15 protein-coding genes and 1 pseudogene are annotated in these 18,926 nt (G+C 72.4%); 8 read left to right on the top strand and 8 right to left on the bottom strand.

Translation table 11 applies throughout. The features are described 5' to 3' along the window. Nucleotides 1-7: 7 nt before the first annotated feature. The gene (locus AB0P41_RS09985; protein ID WP_362931778.1) at nucleotides 8-382 is read right to left on the bottom strand and encodes a GntR family transcriptional regulator; all 375 of its coding nucleotides are present in this window, start codon (nucleotides 380-382) and stop codon (nucleotides 8-10) included. Between the two features lie 69 nt (nucleotides 383-451). Here AB0P41_RS09985 and AB0P41_RS09980 point away from each other — a divergent pair, with 69 nt between their 5' ends. The 3 genes and pseudogenes from AB0P41_RS09980 to AB0P41_RS09970 form a co-directional block, all read left to right on the top strand. Then, the gene (locus AB0P41_RS09980; RefSeq protein WP_365931222.1) at nucleotides 452-1,372 is read left to right on the top strand and encodes a GNAT family N-acetyltransferase; all 921 of its coding nucleotides are present in this window, start codon (nucleotides 452-454) and stop codon (nucleotides 1,370-1,372) included. Further along, the gene (locus AB0P41_RS09975; protein ID WP_356714703.1) at nucleotides 1,353-1,847 is read left to right on the top strand and encodes a DUF402 domain-containing protein; all 495 of its coding nucleotides are present in this window, start codon (nucleotides 1,353-1,355) and stop codon (nucleotides 1,845-1,847) included. Before AB0P41_RS09980 ends, AB0P41_RS09975 begins: the two co-directional genes overlap by 20 nt. A 60-nt stretch (nucleotides 1,848-1,907) precedes the next feature. Further along, nucleotides 1,908-2,063 (top strand): annotated as a pseudogene (locus AB0P41_RS09970) (SDR family oxidoreductase); the annotation flags it as partial. A 17-nt stretch (nucleotides 2,064-2,080) separates the two neighbouring features. On the opposite strand, the gene AB0P41_RS09965 reads toward AB0P41_RS09970, so the two are convergent. From AB0P41_RS09965 to AB0P41_RS09950, 4 genes are read right to left on the bottom strand one after another with little or no spacing between them, the layout of a single operon-like run. Beyond that, on the bottom strand, nucleotides 2,081-3,559 hold the full coding sequence (locus AB0P41_RS09965) for a methyltransferase domain-containing protein (protein WP_365931220.1): 1,479 nt from the start codon (nucleotides 3,557-3,559) through the stop codon (nucleotides 2,081-2,083). 34 nt (nucleotides 3,560-3,593) lie between these two features. Beyond that, a complete protein-coding gene (locus tag AB0P41_RS09960) occupies nucleotides 3,594-5,081 on the bottom strand; it encodes a tripartite tricarboxylate transporter permease (protein WP_356714705.1) in 1,488 nt (495 codons plus the stop codon). A gap of 3 nt (nucleotides 5,082-5,084) precedes the next feature. Beyond that, nucleotides 5,085-5,615, bottom strand: a complete 531-nt coding sequence (locus AB0P41_RS09955; protein WP_356714706.1) for a tripartite tricarboxylate transporter TctB family protein — start codon at nucleotides 5,613-5,615, stop codon at nucleotides 5,085-5,087. Next, nucleotides 5,612-6,595 carry a tripartite tricarboxylate transporter substrate binding protein gene (locus AB0P41_RS09950; RefSeq protein ID WP_365931217.1) on the bottom strand — a complete coding sequence of 328 codons (984 nt, stop codon included), beginning with the start codon at nucleotides 6,593-6,595 and terminating at the stop codon, nucleotides 5,612-5,614. Before AB0P41_RS09950 ends, AB0P41_RS09955 begins: the two co-directional genes overlap by 4 nt. 90 nt (nucleotides 6,596-6,685) lie before the next feature. On the opposite strand from AB0P41_RS09950, the gene AB0P41_RS09945 reads away from it, so the two are divergent. The 3 genes from AB0P41_RS09945 to AB0P41_RS09935 all read left to right on the top strand — a co-directional run bounded on the left by AB0P41_RS09945 (nucleotide 6,686) and on the right by AB0P41_RS09935 (nucleotide 10,393). Then, the gene (locus tag AB0P41_RS09945; protein ID WP_356714708.1) at nucleotides 6,686-7,426 is read left to right on the top strand and encodes a response regulator; all 741 of its coding nucleotides are present in this window, start codon (nucleotides 6,686-6,688) and stop codon (nucleotides 7,424-7,426) included. A gap of 137 nt (nucleotides 7,427-7,563) precedes the next feature. Then, nucleotides 7,564-9,138, top strand: coding sequence for an alkaline phosphatase D family protein (locus tag AB0P41_RS09940; protein WP_365931215.1), 1,575 nt, complete (start codon nucleotides 7,564-7,566; stop codon nucleotides 9,136-9,138). Between the two features lie 199 nt (nucleotides 9,139-9,337). Next, a complete protein-coding gene (locus AB0P41_RS09935; RefSeq protein WP_365931214.1) occupies nucleotides 9,338-10,393 on the top strand; it encodes a lytic polysaccharide monooxygenase in 1,056 nt (351 codons plus the stop codon). A gap of 56 nt (nucleotides 10,394-10,449) precedes the next feature. Here the strand turns inward: AB0P41_RS09935 and AB0P41_RS09930 are convergent, their stop codons facing one another. The 3 genes from AB0P41_RS09930 to AB0P41_RS09920 all read right to left on the bottom strand — a co-directional run bounded on the left by AB0P41_RS09930 (nucleotide 10,450) and on the right by AB0P41_RS09920 (nucleotide 15,947). After that, nucleotides 10,450-11,334 (bottom strand): alpha/beta fold hydrolase, encoded by an 885-nt coding sequence (locus AB0P41_RS09930; RefSeq protein ID WP_356714711.1) that lies wholly within the window; start codon nucleotides 11,332-11,334, stop codon nucleotides 10,450-10,452. Between the two features lie 159 nt (nucleotides 11,335-11,493). Continuing rightward, entirely contained in the window at nucleotides 11,494-12,492 is a 999-nt protein-coding gene (locus tag AB0P41_RS09925) for a hypothetical protein (protein ID WP_356714712.1), read from the bottom strand. Continuing rightward, nucleotides 12,489-15,947 (bottom strand): DNA polymerase III subunit alpha, encoded by a 3,459-nt coding sequence (locus AB0P41_RS09920; RefSeq protein WP_365931212.1) that lies wholly within the window; start codon nucleotides 15,945-15,947, stop codon nucleotides 12,489-12,491. Before AB0P41_RS09920 ends, AB0P41_RS09925 begins: the two co-directional genes overlap by 4 nt. 156 nt (nucleotides 15,948-16,103) lie before the next feature. On the opposite strand from AB0P41_RS09920, the gene AB0P41_RS09915 reads away from it, so the two are divergent. Both AB0P41_RS09915 and AB0P41_RS09910 read left to right on the top strand, forming a co-directional pair. Beyond that, nucleotides 16,104-17,147 carry a DUF3533 domain-containing protein gene (locus AB0P41_RS09915; RefSeq protein ID WP_365931210.1) on the top strand — a complete coding sequence of 348 codons (1,044 nt, stop codon included), beginning with the start codon at nucleotides 16,104-16,106 and terminating at the stop codon, nucleotides 17,145-17,147. Nucleotides 17,148-17,500: 353 nt separating this feature from the next. Then, nucleotides 17,501-18,832 (top strand): serine hydrolase domain-containing protein, encoded by a 1,332-nt coding sequence (locus tag AB0P41_RS09910; RefSeq protein ID WP_365931208.1) that lies wholly within the window; start codon nucleotides 17,501-17,503, stop codon nucleotides 18,830-18,832. Nucleotides 18,833-18,926 lie beyond the last annotated feature (94 nt).

Genomic DNA, 18,926 nt, shown 5'->3' with positions numbered 1-18,926 from the left:
GCGGGCGTCAGCGCGTGTAGGCCGCCCGTACGGCGTCCTCGGCGAGGGCCAGCGCGTCGGCCCTGGAGAGGCCGAGGCGCCGGGCCTGCTCGGCGTACTCCTGCGCCGCCGTCGCCGCGTGGCGGGCCGCCGCGTCTCCCGCGGCGGCGATGAACGTCCCGTTGCGCCCCCGTGTCTCGATCACCCCGTCGCCCTCCAGCGCGCGGTAGGCCTTCGCCACGGTGTTGGCGGCGAGGCCCAGCTCCCCGGCGAGACCGCGCACGGTCGGGAGGCGGTAGCCGACGGGGAGGGCACCGGAGCGGGCCTGTTCGGACAGCTGGGCGCGCAGCTGTTCGTACGGGGCGGTGGCGGAGTCCGGGTCAACGGCGATCTTCAGGGTCACGCGCCGATTCTCCCCCACCGCCGGAAAATCGGAGGCGGACGGGCGGGGCGGCCGCGTACCGTCCGGCGCATGACGGTGATGGTGCGTGACTTCCGGCCCTCCGACGCGGAGGCCTGGGTACAGGTGCGGCGTGCCGCGCTGCCCTACATGGTGACGACTCCGGAGCAGGTCCTGAGCGACCTGGCCCAAGCCCACCCCGGCCGGCACTACCGGCTGCTGGTCGCCGAGGAGGACGGCGAGGTGATCGGGACGGCGCAGGTGGGCATCTCGCACGAGAGCCCGGAACCGGGCCAGGGGTTCTGCAATCCGTATGTGCGTCCGGACCGGAGGGGCCGGGGCGCGGGGGCGCTCCTGACGCGGGCCGGCGAGGAGCATCTGACGGACGTGGGCGCGAGCGCCGTCTACACCTGGGTGCTCGACGAACCGGGCAACCGCGCGTTCGCGGAGAGGCGCGGCTACGCGGCGCGCAGGCCGGCGCACTTCCTCCGTCTCGGTCTGGCGGAGGGCACCCTGCCCCCGCTCCCGGAGCTCCCCGCCGGGGTGGAGCTGCTCACGGCCGCCGACTTCGAGGACGATCCGCGTCCGATGTTCGAGGCCGACGCGGAGACGACCGCGGACGAGCCGAGTGACGTCCCGGTGGAGTTCTCCGACTACGAGGACTGGCTGGCCACGACCTGGCGGCGGCCCGGCTTCGACCACGCGCTCACCACCGTCGTGACGGTGGAGGGGCAGGTCGCGGCGTTCAGCGCGGCGATGACCGACGGTCTCACCCGCTACTCGTCGGCCATGACCGGCACCCTGCGCGCCTTCCGGGGCAGGGGGCTGGCGAAGCTCGCCAAGAGCGACTCGCTGCACCGGGCGCGGGCCGCCGGATACACGGACGCCTACACGGGCAACGACGCCGACAACGGTCCGATGCTGGCGGTCAACCGCTGGTTCGGCTACGAGATCTGCGCCACGGAGGTACGCCATGTCCGCCGTCTCCCCTGAGCACATCCTGTCCGTCCACCTGGTCAAGGCGGGCAGCACCAAGATCTGCTATCCGGCGGGCCTCGTCACCGACGACGGCACCCGCGTCACCGTCCGGGCCCCCTGGGCGGCGCCGCACGCCCGTGACTTCGGCTTCGTACGGTTCGAGCCGGGCGATGTCCTCACCGAGCACTACTGGCGTGACCGGTGGTACGCCGTGAAGGAGGTCCGCACCGGGGGCGGGCTGCTGAAGGGCTGGTACTGCGACATCACCCGGCCCGCCGTGCTGCGGGGCGCCGAGCTCCTGGTCGAGGACCTGGACCTGGACCTCTGGGTGTCGGCGGACGGCTCCTCCGTACTGCGCCTGGACGAGGACGAGTTCGAGGAGAGCGGCCTGGCCGCCGACGACCCGCCCGCGGCGGAGGCCGCTGTCCGGGCCCTGGACGAGCTGGAACACCTGGCCCGCACGGAGGGGCTCGCGGGACTGCTCGCCTGAGGCCGGAGCACCCAGCCGCAATGTGCGTCATACACACAATGCGCCGAGGCCAACCCGGAGCAGTACAGGATCTCCGCCGCCAAGGTTCCGCTCGGCCGCTTCGGTGACCTGATGAAGGACGTCGCGCCGGTCGTCGCATTCCTGGCGAGCGACGACGCCCGGTACATCACGGGCCGGACCCTGATGGCAGACGGCGGGGCGATCAAGCTCCGCTGAGCCGGCCGGGCGGCACCTCAGGGCGCTATCAGCTCCACCTCGTGCCCCGCCGTGTCCAGCAGGCCGGCCGCGTAGGGGCCGCTCCCGTCGGCGTACGGAGGGAGGCCGCTCGACAGCGGCCGCCAGCCGTGTCCCGGAGCCTCTGCGACCAGGGCGTCCAGCGTGGCGCGGTCCCGGACGTGGAACGCCAGGCGGCCGACGCAGGGGCGCTCCGTGTCGTGTCCACCGCCGGTCAGGCCGGGGGTGTGCCTGACCACCACGTAACTGTCACCACGCCGCCAGCTCCGGCCGTACGCCCAGCGCTGGTACGGGACATGGCCGAGGCGTCCGAGCAGCCAGCCCCACTCCGCGTCGGCCTCGGCCGGGTCGGGCACCCACAGCTCGACGTGGTGCAGCCGGCCGGTGGGGGCCGCCGCGACCGGCAGCGGGACGGCGCGCCGGGTGCCCAGCGGGGCGTACGCGACGGTGTCGTCGTCCTCGTGCCAGTGGATCAGGAAGCGCTGCTCCGCGCGGTACCCGTCGAGGCCCGCGCGGCAGTACGCCACCATGTCGTCGGGCAGCGCGTCCAGGGGGAACCAGTCCAGCTCGGAGCACTTGTCCGGCTCCGCGTTGCGGGGCGGGCGCGCGGGGTCGTGGTCCGCCTCGAAGAACCAGCCCATCCTGGGGTTGCCGCCCGGTCCCCTGTGCTGCATGACCAGGGCCACCCGGAGTTCGTCCGGGTCCAGCTCGACGCCGATCTCCTCCGCCGCCTCCCGGACCATCGCCGCCCGGACGTCCTCCCCGTCCTCCGCGTGACCTGAGGGGGCGTGCAGCAGCCCGTCGGCGTAGCCCGTGCCGGCCCGCCGGGCGAGCAGTACCTCGGAGCCCCTGCGCAGGATGAGGTGGACGTCGACGACCTCGGTGTGACGGTGCGGGGGCTCGGCGCGGGCCACCAGGGCGTACCTGTCGTCGTAGACCTCCTTCCCCCAGAGCCGGGAGTCCCCGGACAGCGGCTCGTGGTGGACTCGCTCCGTGTGCTCGGCGAGGAGCGCGGTGAGATCGGCCGCGGAGATCCCGGTGCCGTCCCACACGCCCTCGATCAGCACCAGCCGGCCGCCGGGCCGCAGCAGCGAGAACCAGTGCCGCAGGACGGCCGCCGGGTCGGGCAGCAGCCACACGATGTGCCGGGCGAGGACCACGTCGAACCGCTGCTTGCCGACCGGGGGGTGCGCCGCGTCGCCGACGAACACCTCGGTGCCCGTCCCGGCCAGCTTGGCCCGCGCCCGCTCCACCATCCGGACCGAGCGGTCGACGGCGGTGACGCGGTGCCCCTGGCCGGCGGCGAGCAGGGCCAGGCTGCCCGTACCGCATCCGAGGTCGAGGACCGCGGAGCGTGCGGTGGGCAGCCAGGTCTCCATCCGTCGCGCCCAGGCACTGCGGACCACCGGGTCGTGGAGGCCGTGGTCGGGTTCGTCGTCGAAGGAGTCGGCGGCGTCGTCCCAGTCGATCGTGGTCATGCCCCCGATCCTCTCAGCCGCCACCGACATTCCCTCAGCCCCGGTTCCGCCCCAGTGCCTTCCTCACCAGCGGCCAGGCCAGGATCAGCGCGACGACGACGTAGACCGTCACGGAGAACGGGGTGTTGACGAGTCCGGTCACGCTGCCGTCGCTGATCTGGAGGGCGCGCCGCAGCTGCTGTTCGGCGGACGGGCCGAGGATGACCGCAATGATCGCGGGCAGGACCGGCAGTCCGTACCGCCGCATCCCGAAGCCGATCAGCCCGATCACCAGCAGGATCACCAGGTCGACGGCCTCCCCGCCGACCGCGTACGCCCCGACCGCGGCGAAGAACAGGATGCCCGCGTAGAGGTAGGGGCGCGGGATCCGCAGCAGCTTCGCCCAGATCGGCGCGAGGGGCAGGTTCAGCGCGAGCAGCAGCACCATGCCGACGAAGAGGGAGGCGATCAGGCCCCAGACCAGGTCGGGTTCGCGTTCGAACAGGAGCGGGCCGGGCTGGATGCCGTACTGCTGGAAGGCGGCCAGCATGACGGCGGCGACGGCCGTGGTGGGCAGGCCGAGCGTGAGCATGGAGACCAGGGTGCCCGCGGCGGAGGCGGAGGCCGCCGCCTCCGGTCCGGCGACACCTTCGATGGCGCCCTTGCCGAATTCGTCGCGGTGCTTGGAGAGCCGCTTCTCGGTGACGTACGAGAGGAAGGTGGGGATCTCCGCGCCGCCCGCCGGGATCGCGCCGAACGGGAAGCCGATGAGGGGACCGCGCAGCCACGACTTCCAGGTGCGCCGGACGTCGGACTTCCCGAGCCAGGGGCGGCCGACCGGGATCGGCTTCCCGCTGGTGCGGCGCAGGTGGGCGGCGACCCAGAGGGCCTCCCCGATGGCGAAGAGTCCGACGGCCACGATCACCACGTCGATGCCGTCGGCCAGTTGGAGCGAGCCGAAGGTGAGGCGCTGCTGGCCCGTCATCTGGTCCAGGCCGACGAGGCCGATGGTGAGGCCGATGAGGAGCGACGCGAGACCGCGGATCCGGGAGGAGCCGAGGACGGAGGTGACGGCGATGAAGGCCAGCACCATGATGGCGAAGTAGTCGGGGGCGCCGATGTCGACGGCGAGCGAGGCGACGGTCGGGGCGAGGACGACCAGCAGGATCGTGCCGATCATGCCGCCGGCGAAGTGACCGATGGCCGCGGCGGCGAGCGCCTGTGCGCCTCGGCCGGCCTTCGCCATCGGGTTGCCCTCGATCGCGGCGACCACGGCCGCGCTCTCCCCCGGGGTGTTGAGGAGGATCGAGGTGGTGGAGCCGCCGAACATCGCGCCGTAGTAGATCCCGGCGAACATGATGAAGGCGCCGGTCGGTTCGAGTCCGTACGTCACCGGCAGCAGCAGTGCCACGGCCATGGCGGGGCCGATGCCGGGGAGCACCCCGATGGCCGTGCCGAGGAGGACGCCGAGCGCGGCCCAGAGCAGGTTGACCGGCGTGAGCGCCGTGCCGAAGCCGTCGATGAGGGAGTTGAGGGAATCCATCGGTCAGAGCACCCCCATCAGCGGGCCGCCCGGGAGGGGCACCCCGAGCAGGTTGTCGAAGACGAAGTAGGTCACCAGGGAGAGTCCGGCCGCGATGAGCGGATCGCGGTCGAAGTGGCGGCTGCCCAGTGCGTAGGCCGAGCCCCAGAAGAGCAGGGCGCCGGAGACGGGGAAGCCGAGCGGGCCGATGAGGACGGCGAAGGCGAGGAAGACGCCGGTGAGCAGGGCGACGGTGCGCCGGTCGGCGGGCTCGTCGAGGTCGACGTCCTCGCCGGCCTCCGCCTCACCGCGACCGCCGCGCAGGACGTCGACGGCCAGCAGGACGGCGACGGCCAGCAGCCCGATGCCGACGGCGACCGGGACGGTCCTTGGACCGACGGGTCCGCGCTGGGTGATGTCGACGCTCATCGTCAGGGCGTCGGTCAGGACCAGGACGCCGAGCACGAGCAGCAGGACGCAGACGCCGAGTTCGGAGTGTTCGCGCAGCCAGGCGCGCGCGGTGGCGGGGCGGGCGGGGGTGTTCTCGTCGCTCACAGTCCCAGCTCCTTGAGGACGGTGGCGACGCGGCGGTCCTGGGCGTCCAGGAAGTCGCCGAAGGCGTCACCGGTGAGGAAGGCGTCGTCCCAGCCGTTCTTCTTCATGGAGTCCCGCCACTGCTTCGAGTCATGCAGCTCGCTGACGAGCCCGATGAGCTTGTCGCGCTCGGCCTCGGAGAGTCCGGGCGGGGCGACGACGCCGCGCCAGTTGGTGAAGTCGGTGTCGAGACCGGCCTCGCGGAGGGTGGGCGCGTCGAGGCCCGGGACCCGCTTCGGGCCGGTGACGGCGAGCAGCCGCAGCTCACCGGCCTCGATCTGGTCCAGGTACTCGCCGACTCCGGAGACACCGAAGCCGACCTTGTTGCCGAGGATCGAGGCGAGCAGTTCGCCGCCGCCGTCGAACGGGATGTAGTTGACCTGCTTCGGGGCGATCCCGGCGGCCTTCGCCATCAGCATCGGCGCCAGGTGGTCGGGTCCGCCGGGTGAGGAGCCGCCGCCGACGGGGATCTTCCCCGGGTCCTTCTTCCAGGCGGTGAGCAGCTGGCCGATCGTCCTGTACGGGGAGTCCTTGGCGACGACGACGATGTCCTGCTCCTCGGTGAGCCGGGCGATCGGAGTCGTGTCACCCAGGGTCTTGGGCGACTTGTTGGTGTGCACGGCGCCCACGACACCGAGGCCCATGGACATGGCGAGCTTGCCGTTGCCGTGCTCGGCGGCGAGCCGGGTCACGCCGACGGTGCCGCCCGCGCCGGGCAGGTTGAACACCTCGATGCCGTGGGTGAGCCCCGCGTCCTCGGCGTTCTTCGCCGCGGTGCGCGCCGTGATGTCGTAACCGCCGCCGGGTGTGTTGGGGACCATGAAGCGCAGTCCGGGGATCTGCGTGCCGGTGTCGGAACCGCTGCCGGTGGACAGCAGCGGCGGCCCGACGAGCACCAGCAGCGCTGCCCCGAACAGGGCGAGTGGAGTGCGCAGTCGCACCGGATGCCGCCTTTCGAGCCGTACGTGCAAGCGTGTGAGGTGGCCCACATGTTGCCTGCGCGTTAACGACCTGTCGCCTTTCCGGAACCAATGGACGTTGTGGTCGTTGTGGTCGCGCCCTACCGTGGCCGCGTGACGAAAGTGCTGGTGGTGGACGACGACTTCATGGTCGCGAAGCTGCACAGCCGGTATGTGTCCGCATTGGACGGTTTTACGGTCGTCGGCGTGGCCCACACGGGCGCCGAGGCCCTGCGGACGGCCCGCAGAACACGCCCTGACCTGGTCCTGCTCGACGTCTACCTGCCCGACATGGACGGGATACAGGTCCTGCGGGAGCTGCGCGCGGCGGAGGAGCGGGACGGCGACGCCCACAGCGCGGACGCCCTCTTCATCACCGCCGCCCGCGATGCCGGAGTGGTCAGGGCGGCCCTGCGGGCGGGCGCCCTGCACTACCTGATCAAGCCGTTCCACCGCTCCGCCCTCCAGGAGCAGCTGCAGCACGTGGCCTCGCTGCGCAACCGCCTGGACGCGCTGGACGAGGCCCGCCAGGAAGCCCGCCAGGAGGATGTGGACCGTATCTTCGGCACCCGTCCGCCGGGCTCCCGCGAGCTCCCCAAGGGCCTGGCGGCCCACACCGCGGACCTGGTCGAACGTGTCCTGCGTGAGCATCCGGGCGGACTGTCCGCCTCGGAGTGCGCCGAGGCGGGCGCCCTCTCCCGGGTCAGCGCGCGACGCTACCTGGAGTACTTCGCGGAGACCGGCCGGGCCGAGGTGTCACTGCGCTACGGCGGGACGGGCCGGCCGGAGCGCCGCTACCGCGCGGTGTCCTGAGCCGCTCCCCTCCGAGGTGTTTCGCTGCCCTGTTCACGTAACGCTCGGCCCCCGGCCATTCGCTGCGTGTGAACATGACATCAATTCCCGGCAGCGTGTCCGAGGTTGGCGCAGATCAACCGAGGAGGGCGTAACCCGTGGTCGCGAATTCCGTGTCCCGCAGGCAGATGTTCGGATTCGGCGGGGCGGCAGCCGCCGCGCTGATGCTCGGGACGGGGGCGTGGGAGGCTCAGTCCGCGTTCGCCGCGCCCGCCCTGAAGGGTGACCCGTTCACCCTGGGTGTCGCCTCGGGCGATCCCACGTCGGACGGCGTCGTGCTCTGGACCCGCCTGGCTCCCGAACCCTTCGCCCAGGACGGCCTCGGCGGCATGCCGGCGAAGCCGGTCCGCGTGCACTACGAGGTGTCGCTCGACGAGCGGTTCCGCCGGGTCGTCCGCCGGGGCAGCGTCGTCGCGAGTCCCGAACTGGCGCACTCCGTCCACCCGGAGGTGCACGGCCTCGCCCCCGACCGCACGTACTGGTTCCGCTTCAAGGTCGGCTCGGCCATCTCCCCCGTGGGCCGCACACGCACCACTCCGGCTCCGGGGGACTCCCCCCGGCAGCTGAAGTTCGCCTTCGCCTCCTGCCAGGCCTGGCAGGACGGTTACTTCACGGCGTACCGCCACATGGCGCAGGAGGACCTCGACCTGGTGGTGCACCTCGGCGACTACCTCTACGAGTACGGCGTGAAGACGAACAAGCGCGGCGTGACGACCGATCCGAAGTTCCACACGGAGACCCTCGACCTCGCCCGCTACCGCCTCCAGTACGGCCTCTACAAGTCCGAGGCCCCGCTGCGCGAGGCGCACGCCGGCTTCCCGTGGATCATGACGTTCGACGACCACGAGGTGGAGAACAACTGGGCGGACGAGACCTCCGAGAACGACGAGGACCCGAAGACGTTCCTGCAGCGCAGGACCGACGCCTTCCAGGCCCTGTACGAGCACGCACCGCTGCGCCGGCCCCAGCTGCCCAAGGGCCCCGACGTACAGATGTACCGCAGGCTCCCGTACGGCCGGCTGGCCGACTTCACCATGCTCGACACCCGCCAGTACCGCGACGACCAGGCGTGCGGCGACGGTTCGTCGGCCGACTGCGTCGACCGCTTCGACACGGACCGGACCCTGCTCGGGGCCCGGCAGCGGGACTGGGTGCTCAAGGGCTTCAGCCGCTCGCAGGCGCGCTGGCAGATCCTCGGCAACCAGGCACCGATGGGCCAGACCGACCAGGACCCGGGTGAGGCGACGAACGTCTTCATGGACCCGTGGGACGGTTACGTCGCCGAGCGCAACCGGCTCCTCGCGGAGGCGGACACCCGCGGGGTGCGCAACCTGGTCGTGATCACGGGTGACCGCCACCAGAACTACGCCTGGGACCTCAAGCGCGACTACGCCGACCCGGAGTCGGCGACCGTCGGCTCGGAGTTCGTGGGCACCTCGATCACCAGCGGTGGTGACGGCGCGGACATGACGGCTCAGGGCGAGACCTTCCTCGCGGCGAACCCGCACATGAAGTTCTTCAACAGCCAGCGCGGCTACGTCCGCGTCACCGTGGACCGGAACCGCTGGACGAGCGACTTCCGCGTCCTCCCCTTCGTGACGAAGCCCGACGCCCCCATCACCACCCGCGCCAGCGTGGTGGTGGAGGACGGCACTCCGGGCGTCCAGGTCTGACCCAGGCCGGTGGGAAGTTACGGACGGCCTTGCGGGCGGAATGCCCGAATTCGGCGTCCGCACCTTCCCACCGACCTGTTTCCCTTATTAGGGGGAGGTTAAGGGGGGCATAAGGGGGAGGTGGGTGGGGCTTTTGTCCTTTTGGTGGCGGCTAGGTTGCTGAGCTCCAGCCAGTGCTGCCGAAGGGGAACCAACCACCATGGCCGTCATCACCACCGCCCGCCGTCGGACGAAGAGGGTCGCCGGAGCCGTCGTCGCGCTCGGCGTCGCACCGCTCGCGCTGACCGGTCTGTCCGCCGCCCCGGCCGCCGCCCACGGGTCGCTGAGCGATCCGGTCAGCCGGGTCTCGGCCTGTTTCGCGGAAGGGCCGGAGAACCCGCGGTCGGCGGCCTGCCAGGCGGCCGTCGCGGCGGGCGGGACCCAGGCGCTGTACGACTGGAACGGCGTGAACATCGCCAACGCGGCGGGCAAGCACCGTGAACTGATCCCGGACGGCAAGCTGTGCAGCGCGGGCAACGACAAGTTCAAGGGGCTCGACCTGCCGCGCGCCGACTGGCCGTCCACGCCCATGGAGGCGGGCAGCCACACCTTCCGGTTCCGTGCGACGGCTCCGCACAAGGGCTCGTTCGAGCTGTACCTGACCAAGGCGGGTTACGACCCGGCTCGGCCCCTGAAGTGGTCGGACCTGGAGGAGAAGCCGTTCGCCCAGGCCACCGACCCGAAGCTGGTGGACGGTTCGTACGTCTTCGACGGCACCGTGCCGGAGGCGTCCGGGCGCCAGTTGATCTACACGGTCTGGCAGCGGTCGGACTCCCCCGAGGCCTTCTACGCCTGCTCCGACGTGGTCTTCGGCGGCGAGGGGTCCGGCAGCGGTTCCGTCGCGGCCGTGCCGGCACCGGCCGCGTCCGCCCCGTCCGAGCAGGAGATCGAGAAGGGCGCGGAGCAGTCGTCCGTCGAGCACGGCGGTCATGGGGACGACGACGCCTCGACCGGCGCGGAGGTCACCGAGGCGGCCCCGGCCGGGGACACCGGGGCGAACGTGCCCGAGAGCACCGGGGCCAACGCGCCCGAGCCGAACAGCGTCGCCGCCTTCCCCGCGGCCACGGCCCCGGCGGACGAGGCCCTCGCCGAGACGGGTGGCAGCAGCAGCACCTCGTACCTGGCGATGGGCGGAGCCGCCGCGCTGGCCCTCGGGGCGAGCGCCCTGTTCGTCTCGGTCCGCCGCCGGTCCTCGGGCGGCGCGCACCGCGCCTGACCGGTGGTGACGGCGGGGCCTGCGGACCTCCGGGGCCCCGTCTCACGTCTCGCGTCTCAGCCGACGACCGAGGCGCAGGTGGTCGGGGTGGCGTGCGCCGGGTCGAGGGCGTTCACCACCTCGTGGAAGGCGATCCTGTCGATGGTCCCGATCGCGACGTGCTCGGACAGGTCGACCGGGCACAGGTCCTGGAGCAGGACGTTGCGCACGTTCGGCCCGTCCAGGTACTGCGTGCGGTACGGGGTCACGACTTCGTCGTACCGGGTCGCGATGACGGTGTAGCGGACCCCGGGCACGGTGTCGCCGCCCGCGTTGAGCTTCGTGATGAAGGCGGAGCCGGCGATCTGGTCGGCGAGGCCCGGGGTGTTCGCCGTGAGGAGGTCCTCGGCGCCCGGGAAGTACGGCAACAGCCGGGTGAGGCCGAGAAGGGTGGTGCCGTGGTTGTCGGGGGCGATCCCGACGAGGGCGTTCACCTTGTCGGCCCCGCCGAGGAACTTCAGGTAGTAGTTGGGCATCATGCCGCCCTGGGAGTGGCCGACGAGGTCGGCCTCGGGCGCGCCGGTGGCGCCGAGCACCTTGTCGACGAACACGTCGAGCTGCCCTGCCGACTTGTCGATCGGGCCGAGGCCGTTGAAGAACGGCACGCCCGGGAGCTGTCCGTAGTCCAGCGAGAAGACGCAGTAGCCCCGGTTGACGAGGTACGGCGCGAGGACCAGCCAGTTGTCGACCGAGTTCCCGAAGGTCCCGTGGACGAGGACGACCGGCCGGGGATGGGCCGCGGAGGGCTTGCAGGAGTAGTCGTTCCATCCACGGGACGGAGCGGCGGCCTCCGCCGCGGTCGCGGTCGCCGCGGGGGCGACGAGCGCGGCGACGGTGAGGAGCAGGGCGGCGAGGGTGCGGCGTGCGCGTGGGGAGCGCCGGGCACGGGTCCAGGGCAGCATCGGGTGGTCTCCTTGCGGCTCAAGGGAGTTGCGATGTCGGTGCGCCCTGCGGTCCGGACCACAGCGAATGACGTCTTTTCAACGTGCTCATGCCAAGTTACGCACGGGTAAGGTCATGGGGGAAGTTACGCGTCGGTAAAAGATTCCGGTGCCCTGGAGTCAGGCCGCGAGCCGCCCCGGTTTCACGGCCCCCGGACCGAACTTGGCCCGCAGCCTGTCGGACACCGCCTCGATCCGCCGCGCCCGCTCGTCCACCGGGTCGAAGGTGAGCTGGTGGGCGGCGCGTTCCGCGTCGTGGAGCCCTTCCGCCCGCAGCCCGATCCCCCGCACCCGCGCCCGCTGCAGGGCGAACGAGTCCTGGATCCGGTACGCGAGCGAGGTGAGCGCCGCCGAGTGGGCGGTGGGCTCCTGGAGCGTACGGCTGCGGGTCAGCGTCGCGTAACCGGTCCGGTCGGCGTAGCGCACGGAGACCGCGAGCGAGCGGCACACCTGGCCGTCGCCGCGCAGCCTGGCGCCCAGCTCCTCGGTGAGCGAGAGGAGCGCGCGGCGGTGCTGCTCCGGGTCCAGTTCGTCGCGGGGGAAGGAGCGTTCGGCGGCGATCGACCGGGCGGCGGCGTTCGGCACGACCCGCGTACGGTCGATGCCGTTGGCCCGCTCCCACAGCTCGCGCCCGGTCCGTACGCCGGTGATCCGCTGCAGGGTGGCGAGCGGTGCGGCGGCTATCCGGCCGATGGAGTCGAGCCCGTATCCGCACAGGGTGCGCGCGGTCGCCGCCCCGACGCCGTCCAGTGCGGCGGCGGGCCTGGACGCGAGGAAGCCGGCGTGCTCCCCGGGGGGCACCACGAAGGTCGTGCCGGGCGCCGCCTGCCGTGCGGCCATCCTGGCCAGCATGGGGTTGGCGGCCGCCCCGATCGCGCAGTCCACGCCGTGCAGGGCGAGGGCCCGCACCCGGATCACGGAGGCCAGGCCCGCCGCGTCCTGCCCGAAGTAGCGCAGCGCGCCGCTGACATCGGCGAGCGCGGCGCCGGGCGGGGCCGCCTCGACGACCGGGGTGAACGCCCCGAGGAGGGCGAGCAGTCCCTCGTAACCCGCGCTGTCCGGCAGTCCGCCGCCGATCCGGCGGAACCGCAGGCACAGGACGGCCGGCTGGTCGTTCATCCCGCGCTCCCCTGGCTCCGGTGCCACAGTTTCCTTCCGGTGGGCGTCCCTTCGCCGGCGGGCTGGAGATCGGACCACGGGTTCATCTCGTAGCCGGTCGGCAGCTGGATGCGGCGGCCGTCGTCGGGTGCTTCTTCCTCGCCGGAGGCGGGCTCCTCCGCCAGCCGTGCCGCGACCGCGTCGAGGCCGCCGGTGCGGCGGAGTTCGGCCAGCTCCGCCAGGTTCCAGGCCGCCGAGCCGACCACGCTCATGCTGCGCGCGCCGCGCCGCTGGACCACCCCGCGCACGAGCAGCAGCCAGGAGTGGAAGACGGTGTGCGCGCAGGCGGCGTGGCTGTCGTCGAAGAAGGCCAGGTCGACCAGGCCCGTCCCGTCGTCCAGGGTGGTGAAGATGACCCGGCGGCCGGAGCGGACCGGCGGAGTCTGGGTGGCGACCTTGGCCCCCGCGACCAGCACGGTCTCCCCGTGCCCCGCCTCCCGCAGCCGCTGGGCGGAGACCGCGCCGAGCTCCTTCAGGAAGGCGTGGTGATCGCCCATCAGATGGCGCGACACGTCCATGCTGAGGACGCCGAGCTCGGCGCTGAGACGTTCGGCGTCGTTGAGGTCCGGCAGTCCGACGGTGCCGGTCCGGTGCCCGCCGCCGAGCGGGAGCTGGGCGCCCGCCGTGCCGGACCCGGAGCTCCGCTGGGCGCGGTGGAGCTCGGACAGATGCAGCAGCAGGTCCCGGCGGTTGGCGCCGAAGGCGTCCAGCGCGCCGACCTGGGCCAGCCGTTCGGCGGCCGGTTTCCCGGGCCTGGCCCGCTGCCAGAAGTCCAGCAGCGAGGTGTAGGGCTGCCCGGCCTCGATCCGGGCGACCTCGGCCTCGCTGATGCCGTGGACGTCCGAGAGCGCCAGACGCAATCCCCATTTATCACCGTTGTCGCCAGACACCAGTTCGATCCTATGGGCGGCCGCCGACCGGTTCACGTCCAGCGGCAGCACCGGCACCCCGCGCCGCCGCGCGTCCGCGAGCAGCAGCCGCTTCGGGTACATCCCCGGATCGTGCGTGAGCAGCCCGGCGTAGAAGGCCGCCGGGTGGTGCGCCTTGAGCCAGGCCGACTGGTACGTCGGCACGGCGAAGGCGACCGCGTGCGCCTTGCAGAAGCCGTAGCTCCCGAACGCCTCGATGATCTCCCAGGCACGGGCGATCACCTCGGCGTCGTACTTCCTGCGCGCCGCCCGCTGTGCGAACCAGACCCTGATCCGGGCCTGCGACTCGGGGTCGGAGAGCCCGCGCCGCACCCGGTCGGCCTCGCCGCGTCCGCAGCCGGTCATGATGTTCACCATCTCGATGATCTGCTCGTGGAAGACGACCACCCCGTAGGTGTCGCGCAGCGCCTCCTCCAGGTCGGGGTGCGGATACCGGACGGGCGCGCGGCCGTGCCTGGCCTCGATGAACGGCCGCACCATGTCGGCGGCGACCGGCCCCGGCCGGAACAGCGATATGTCGACCACCAGGTCGTGGAAGGTGGCGGGCTGGAGCCGGCCGACCAGGTCGCGCTGGCCCGGCGACTCGATCTGGAAGCAGCCGAGCGTCTCGGCGCTCCTGATCAGCCGGTACGTCTCCGGGTCGCCCTGCTCCACGGCGTCCAGGTCGACCTCCTGTCCCGAGGCCCTCTTCACCTCGGTCACCGCGTGCGCCATCGCCGACTGCATCCGCACGCCGAGCACGTCGAGCTTGAGCAGCCCGAGGTGCTCCACGTCGTCCTTGTCGAACTGGGACATCGGGAAACCTTCGCCGCTGGTGGGCATGACCGGCGTACGCCGCAGCAGCGCGCCGTCCGAGAGCAGCACGCCGCACGGGTGCATGGCGATGCCGCGCGGCAGTGCGTCCAGTGATTCCACCAGATCCCAGAGCCGGCCGTACTTCTCCTTCCGCCCGGCCACGGCGCGCAGTTCGGGCAGCTCCTCCATCGCGGCGCGGGCGTCCCTGGCGCGGATGTGCGGGAATGCCTTGGCGAGCCGGTCGGTCTCGGCCGGGTCCATGGAGAGCGCAGCACCGACGTCGCGGATGGCGTGGCGCACCCGGTAGGTCTCGGGCATGGAGACGGTCGCGACCCGCTCGGCACCGAAGCGCCCGATGATCGCGCGGTAGACGTCCAGGCGGCGGGCCGACTCGACGTCGATGTCGATGTCGGGCAGCACGAAGCGCCGCTTGGACAGGAAGCGCTCCATGAGCAGCCCGTGTTCGACCGGGTCGGCGTGGGCGATCCCGAGCAGGTGGTTGACCAGGGAGCCGGCCCCGGAGCCGCGTGCGGCGACCCGTATGCCCATCCCCTTCACGTCGTCGACGACCTGGGAGACCGTCAGGAAGTAGGAGGCGAAACCGTGGTGGGCGATGATGTCCAGCTCGTGGTGCATCCGGTCCCAGTAGTCGCGCCTGCGGTCGTAGCCGTGCCGCACCATGCCGGCGGCGGCGCGGGAGGCCAGCACCCGCTGGGCGGTGCGCCGGCCGGCGCCGACGAGGTGCGGTTCGGGGAAGTGGACGCTGCCGAGACCCAGGTCGTCCGCCGGGTCGACGAGGCAGGCGTCGGCGGTGCGCCGGGTCTCCGCGAGCAGCCGCTGTCCCGCGTCCCGTCCGAGCCCCGCGGCGGAGGCGATCCGCTCGGCGGTCTCCCGCATCGCGCCGGCGTCCTTGAGCCAGCGCTCCCCGCTGTCGAGAGGGGAACGGCGCGGGTCGACGGGGACGAGCCGGCGGGCCGAGTCGAGCACGTCGGCGACGGGACCCTGCCCGGCGTCGGCGTACCGGACGGCGTTGGTCAGGACGGCCCGCACCCCCTGCTCGGCGGCGAAGCCGACGGTGCGCGCGGCGAGCCGCAGCGATCCCGGGCCGGTGCCCTCGCGGCCGTGGTGGACGGCTTCGAGGCGCAGGGCGTCGCCGTAGATCTCCCGCCAGGGGGCGAGCAGCGCGGCGGCCCGGTCGGGCCGGCCCGCGGCCAGCGCGGCGCCCACCTCGGAGGCGGGGCCGAGCAGCACGGTGAGCCCTTCGGCGGGCAGCGCGTCCCGGCCGACCAGGGGCTGCCCGGCGTCCGGGTCCCCTGCACCGGGGGCGTGGGCGGCGGTGACCAGCCGGCACAGCTCGGCCCAGCCTCGGGCGCCGTCCCGGGCGAGGAAGGTGACCCGGGGTGCGGATTCATCGACGAAGGCGCCTCCGCGGACCGGCGTGCGCGGTCGGTGCGTACGCCCTCCTCCGCCGGTCTGCGGCGCCACCGCGAGCTCCGCCCCGAAGAGCGGACGTATCCCGGCCTTCTCGCAGGCCCTGGCGAAGCGGACCGCACCCGCGAGACTGTCGCGGTCGGTCAGAGCGAGAGCGTCCATCCCCCGCTCGACGGCGCGCTCGGCCAGCCGCTCCGGGTGCGACGCCCCGTACCGCAGGGAGAACCCGGAAACGGTATGCAGATGCGTGAACCCGGGCATCCGCACCTCCTGGACCGATCCGTACTCACCACCCCCTCGCTCTCCACCATAGACCAAGTTTCGAACGTTCGTACGATAACCGGGCGCGGGGCCACCTCTCCGCCATTCGGCCCGCCCCCGCCTGCGCGAACGCCGGACTCCCAGGACCGTGGGGGCATGACTTTCACTGACGAGGTGAAGAGCGCCGTCACCGCACGGGCCGCGCTACTGGTTGTCGGTGTCCTGGCACTGCAGCTGCTGTTCATCGCCTCGTACGTCGGCGCGCTGCACCGGCCCGCCCCGACGGATGTCCCCTTCGGGGTCGTCGCACCGCAGCAGGTGTCCGGGCAGCTCGTCACCCAGCTGGGTGATCTGCCGGGCGGGCCACTCGATCCGCGCGCGGTCGCCGACGAGGGCGAGGCCCGCCGGCAGATCCAGAACCGCGAGATCGACGGCGCCCTGATCGTCAGCCCGGCCGGGACGACGGACACCGTGCTCGTCGCGTCCGGGGGCGGCACCGTGCTGGCCACCTCACTCACCAAGATCATCAAGGAGGCGGAGGCGCCCCGGCAGCGCACCGTACGGGCCGAGGACGTGGCACCCGCCTCCCCGGACGACTTCGACGGCCTCTCGTCGTTCTACCTGGTCGTGGGCTGGTGCGTGGGCGGTTACCTCTGCGCCTCGATCCTGGCGATCAGCGCGGGCACCAAGCCGGCCAACCGGCAGCGCGCGGTGATCCGCACCGCGGTCATGGCGCTGTACTCGATCGCGGGCGGCATCGGCGGCGCGGTGATCATCGGCCCGGTCCTCGGCGCGCTCCCGGGCAGCGTGTGGGCCCTGGCCGGTCTGGGCGCCCTGACCGTCTTCGCGGTCGGCACGATCACGCTCGCCCTGGAGGCGCTCACCGGCATCGTCGGCATCGGCCTGGCCGTCCTGCTCGTCGTGATCGCGGGCAACCCTAGCGCCGGCGGCGCCTTCCCCCTGCCGATGCTGCCGGACTTCTGGCGGGCGATCGGCCCCGCCCTGCCACCGGGAGCGGGCACCTGGGTGGCCCGCTCGATCGCGTACTTCAAGGGCAACGCGGTCACCGGCCCCCTGCTGGTGCTCTCCGCCTGGGCGGTCGTCGGCACGGCCCTGACCCTGCTGCTGTCGATGCGCGGCCGGGCCACGGACGGGACGCGGGCGTCGGCGGACGCCGCAGGCGGCTCGCACCCCGGCTGACCCCTGGGACGGCCGGCAGCGGCTGGACACCCTGCCGGCGCCGGTCACCACCGCATGGGTCAGCACACGCTCGCGCCGCCAGGAGTTCGACTCCAGCAGCGCTCCGAACGGACCAAGCGGCACATCGACGAACGCCCAGGCGAACCTGGAGCGCCGACGGGACATCTACGTCGCCCTCAACTCGGGTGCACGACGGTATCGGTTCCGGATGATCCCGCTCCGGACAGGCCGACACCTGACAAACGTCATCTCTTCCCGTGTACAAGGTCGTTCCCAGGGAGGATGGATGACCGGTGTGACGCGCAGAGGATGAGGAGCCCTGCCACGCACACCTGACGAGACGGGATCCGACCATGCCTGACGCCCGACCGCACTTCCGCCCCGGCCGCCGAGGACCGCGTCTGGCCGCCGTGGCATCGGCGGCGCTGCTGTCGCTCGCGGTCGGTGCGCTTCCGGCCGGGGCGGCTCCCCCACCGCAGGCCGCTGCCACCGGGTCCGCCCCGGTCGCGTCCGCCCTCGACCGGCAGGCACTCCGCGCCTCCCTGGAGGCGTTCCACCAGGCGGGGATGTACGGGGCCTACTCATCGGTCAGGGACGGCTCCGAGCAGTGGCGCGGAGCAGCGGGCGTCGCCGACATCGACAGCGGGCGGCCGATGCGCCCGGACTACGAGCACCGCATCGGCAGCATCACCAAGACCTTCACCTCGGTGGCCGTCCTCCAGCAGGTGGCCGAGGGCCGAATAGACCTGGACGCCCCGGTCGGCGACTACCTCCCGGAACTGGTGCCGGGCGAGCGGGGCCGGGAGGTGACGGTGCGGATGCTGCTCAACCACACGAGCGGCATCGCGGACTACATACTGCCCGCCTTCCCCAAGCTGGTGACGGACCCGGGACAGGCCCTGGAAGAAGGCCGGTTCCGCAGGATGGACCCCGAGGAGCTGGCCCGCCTCGGGCTGGCGGCCGAGCCGCAGGCGCCGCGTGGCACCCACTCGTACGCGAACACCAACTACATCATCGCCGGTCTGCTGCTGGAGAAGGTCACGGGCCAGGACGCGGAGTCGTACATCACCAGGAACGTCATCCGCAAGGCCGGGCTGCGGCACACGTACTTCCCGCGCTCCGCCCGCATTTCGGGGCCGCACGCCAAGATGTACGAGTCGTTCTACGGAACCATCGAGCCGGCACGGGACTACAGCGTCTACGACATGTCCTGGGCCGGGACGGCCGGCGCGATGGTCTCCACGATGAGCGACCTCAACGACTTCTACCGCCGGCTCCTGAGCGGGAAGCTGCTCGGCGCGGCGGAGCTGCGGGAGATGAAGACGACGGTTCCCGGCTACGAGCCGGCTCCCGGACAGGAGGCGGCGATGCGGTACGGCCTCGGCCTGTACGCGCTCAAGATGCCGAGCGGCGGCTGGTACTGGGGCCACGACGGTGGCGTGTTCGGGGCCGGGACCTGGGCGCTGTCCACGGAGGACGGACGCCACCAGGCCGCGATCGGCTACAACCTGATGAAGTACGAGCGGTTCGGCGAGGACGGCACGCCGTTGCCGGACCCGATCGGCGAGGCCCTGCTCGGATACATGGACGGTGCGCTGAGCGGCGCCCCCGCCGACCGGGCTCCCGGCGCGTCCCCTGTGCCCCCGCGTCTGGTCGCCCCCGAGCAGCTGCGGTCGGTGAGGTAGCGCCTCACCGCCTTCGAACGGGCGAGCCCGCCCCCTCGCGCGAGGGGGCGGGGGCGCCCGGTGAACCGGGCCCGAGGGTGGGGCGGGCGGAGGC

Source organism: Streptomyces sp. NPDC079167, from assembly GCF_040686735.1.
Classification (GTDB): domain Bacteria; phylum Actinomycetota; class Actinomycetes; order Streptomycetales; family Streptomycetaceae; genus Streptomyces.
Note: the sequence above shows the minus strand (reverse complement) of the source record. Positions and strands in the feature narration are given on the sequence as shown.

Coding starts and splice junctions, on each gene's coding strand:
- AB0P41_RS09980 (WP_365931222.1), top strand. CDS start 452: ATGACGGTGATGGTGCGTGACTTCCGGCCCTCCGACGCGGAGGCCTGG.
- AB0P41_RS09975 (WP_356714703.1), top strand. CDS start 1,353: ATGTCCGCCGTCTCCCCTGAGCACATCCTGTCCGTCCACCTGGTCAAG.
- AB0P41_RS09965 (WP_365931220.1), bottom strand. CDS start 3,559: ATGACCACGATCGACTGGGACGACGCCGCCGACTCCTTCGACGACGAA.
- AB0P41_RS09960 (WP_356714705.1), bottom strand. CDS start 5,081: ATGGATTCCCTCAACTCCCTCATCGACGGCTTCGGCACGGCGCTCACG.
- AB0P41_RS09945 (WP_356714708.1), top strand. CDS start 6,686: ATGGACGTTGTGGTCGTTGTGGTCGCGCCCTACCGTGGCCGCGTGACG.
- AB0P41_RS09935 (WP_365931214.1), top strand. CDS start 9,338: ATGGCCGTCATCACCACCGCCCGCCGTCGGACGAAGAGGGTCGCCGGA.
- AB0P41_RS09930 (WP_356714711.1), bottom strand. CDS start 11,334: ATGCTGCCCTGGACCCGTGCCCGGCGCTCCCCACGCGCACGCCGCACC.
- AB0P41_RS09925 (WP_356714712.1), bottom strand. CDS start 12,492: ATGAACGACCAGCCGGCCGTCCTGTGCCTGCGGTTCCGCCGGATCGGC.
- AB0P41_RS09920 (WP_365931212.1), bottom strand. CDS start 15,947: ATGCCCGGGTTCACGCATCTGCATACCGTTTCCGGGTTCTCCCTGCGG.
- AB0P41_RS09915 (WP_365931210.1), top strand. CDS start 16,104: ATGACTTTCACTGACGAGGTGAAGAGCGCCGTCACCGCACGGGCCGCG.
- AB0P41_RS09910 (WP_365931208.1), top strand. CDS start 17,501: ATGCCTGACGCCCGACCGCACTTCCGCCCCGGCCGCCGAGGACCGCGT.